The organism is Lysinibacillus sp. NPDC056185 (assembly GCF_047737915.1).
Taxonomy (GTDB): domain Bacteria; phylum Bacillota; class Bacilli; order Bacillales_A; family Planococcaceae; genus Lysinibacillus.
In genome coordinates this window covers 1-2,511 of sequence record NZ_JBLLLQ010000071.1, presented here as the reverse complement: position 1 = coordinate 2,511, position 2,511 = coordinate 1, and the positions used below count along the sequence as shown (strand labels likewise).

Here is a 2,511-nt window from a genome sequence, read left to right as displayed (position 1 = left end):
CTCCTACGTCACCGTCATGCCGAACCTGCTGATCGTGGCCATGCCGGACAAGGTCAAGTACTTCCTCTGGCTGCCCACCGGCCACAAGTCATCGGTCTTCGGCGCCACCTGGCTCTACCCCGAATCCACGCTCGCGCGCCCGGACTTCAAGGAAAACTGGATCAAGGAGAAGGAGGACCTCGCGGGCGTCATGGTCGAGGACGTCTTCGCCTGGTCCGGAGTGCAGCGCGGGCTGCACTCGCGCTTCGCACCGCGTGGCCGGTACGCGCCCAGCGAGGTGGTCCTGGTCCGCTTCAACCGGTGGCTCGCCGAGCGGTACACAGCCCGCGCCACCTCCTGAGCCGTCCGCGCTCCCCGGCCCGTCAGCACGCGGCCCCCGCCCCTGCGGCACACACCCTCACCACGCGATGCAACCCCGTCGCCGTGTCACCCAGGAGAACACCCATGACCCTTCAGCTGGAGCGGCCCGAGGCACCGCACCCGCCGGCCGGACTGCCCGAGTCCCCGGTGGCATCCGGGCCGCCCGGGGCACTGACCCTCCGGGTCGAGTCGTGCGGCCGGGTCGCCGAGGACATCGTCGCCCTCACCCTGCGGGCACCCGACGGGGCCGAGCTGCCGCCGTGGGAGCCGGGCGCCCATATCGATCTACTGCTGCCCGGGGCCGGGCCGGACGGCGGTGAACTGGTCCGCCAGTACTCCCTGTGCGGGGACCCGGACGACCGCACCCGGTGGCGGGTCGCGGTGCTGCGCTCGGCCGACGGGCGGGGCGGCTCGGTCCACGTCCACGACCGCATCCGGCCGGGTGACACCCTGCGGGTGCGCGGACCCCGTAACCACTTCCGTGTCTCCGACGTACCCGAGTACCTGTTCATCGCCGGAGGCATCGGAATCACCCCGATCCTGGCCATGGTGCGCGCCGCCGAGCGGGCCGGGCAGCGCTGGCGCGCGGTCTACCTCGCCCGCGACCGGGACCGGATGGCCTTCGTCGACGAGCTGACCGCCTGCGGACCGCAGCAGGTGCGGCTGCACACCGACGAGACCGACGGCCGGTTCGACCTCGACGCCCTGCTGTCCGGCGTCGCACCCGGTACCGCGGTGTACTCCTGCGGCCCCGGCCCCCTGCTCACCGCCCTCGAAGAACTCCACGCGACGTGCGAGGGCCGCTGGGACCTGCATCTGGAACGGTTCGCCGCCGTCCTCGTACCGGACGAGGTCACCGCGGACGACCGCGAGTTCGAGGTGGTGCTCGCCGGAGACGGCAGCAGCCACCGGGTACCGGCCGGCACCTCCGTGCTCAGCGTGCTGCGGACCGCCGGGGTGCAGGTCGACTGGGCCTGCGGATCCGGTACCTGCGGCTCCTGCGAGACCCGCGTGCTCGAAGGGGTGCCCGAGCACCGTGACAGCGTGCTCGACGCCGACGAAAGAGCCGCGGGCGACTACATGATGATCTGCGTCTCGCGGACCCGGTGCGAGCGGCTGGTCCTGGACCTCTGACACCGCTGCGCGCCCTCCCTTCCCGCCTTCCTTTCCCGCCACTCAAGCCCACTCAAGCCCACTCAAGCCACTCAAGCCACTCAACCCACTCACGAACCGCTCCAGCCGTCGGCCGAGACCGCTCCAGAGCACTCAAGTCCCGAGAGGAACCACTCATGCCTCCCCTTTCCAAGGTCGTCGTCACCGGCGGTTCGGGCCGGGTCGGCCGGTACGTCGTCGAGGAGCTGGCCCGTACCTTCGACGTCACCAACGCCGACCGAGTCGCGTCCGACGCCTCCGTCACCCATGTGCAGACGGACGTGATGGACCTGGAAGCGGTCCGGCAGGTCACCAAGGGCGCCGACGCCGTCGTCCACCTGGCCGCCATCGACTACGACTGGAAGGCCGCCCCCGAGTCGTACATCAGGGTCAACACCCTCGGCTCCTGGCACGTCCTCCAGGCCGCCGCCGAGAACGGCGTCCGCAAGGTCGTCCTGACCTCGTCCGTCTCGGCCTGCGGGCTCTCCGAGATGCGGCCCGACTGGACACCGCGCTACCTCTCCGTCGACGAGGACCACGAGAACCGTCCCGTGCAGGCGTACAGCGTCAGCAAGCAGATCATCGAGCAGATGGGGCTGAGCTTCACCCGCGGCACCGACATGGACGTCATCTGCCTGCGCCCGCTCGCCGTGGTGCTGCCCGAGACCCTGCCGGAGTTCGTCGACTTCATCGACAACCCCGAACTGCACTGGCTCTACTACTACGTCACCGCGCAGGACGTCGCCCGCGGCTTCCGCGCCGCCCTGGAGACGGACGGCCTGCGGTACGGCACGTTCTTCCTCTCCGCGGCCGACACCTGCCGGCCCGAACCCACCCTGGAGTGGTACCGCGAGCGCTTCGGCGAGCTGCCGGAGATCCGTAACCCGCGGCTCTACCGGAACAACCCCCGCGCCTCCGTCTTCTCCAGCAACCGCGCCCGCGACCTGCTCGGCTGGGAGCCGACCTCCGACTTCCTGGAACTGCGCGCCGCCCAGGGCC

General features: G+C 70.8%; 3 protein-coding genes. All 3 read left to right on the top strand.

The features are described from left to right. A partial coding sequence (locus ACMZ42_RS26875) for an SRPBCC family protein (protein WP_415733395.1) occupies positions 1–340 on the top strand: 340 nt, incomplete at its 5' end. 104 nt (positions 341–444) lie between these two features. After that, on the top strand, positions 445–1,494 hold the full coding sequence (locus ACMZ42_RS26870) for a PDR/VanB family oxidoreductase (RefSeq protein WP_415733394.1): 1,050 nt from the start codon (positions 445–447) through the stop codon (positions 1,492–1,494). A 155-nt stretch (positions 1,495–1,649) separates the two neighbouring features. Further along, positions 1,650–2,511 (top strand): NAD-dependent epimerase/dehydratase family protein (locus ACMZ42_RS26865; RefSeq protein WP_415733393.1); only part of this gene is annotated, 862 nt, incomplete at its 3' end.

Coding starts and splice junctions, on each gene's coding strand:
- ACMZ42_RS26870 (WP_415733394.1), top strand. CDS start 445: ATGACCCTTCAGCTGGAGCGGCCCGAGGCACCGCACCCGCCGGCCGGA.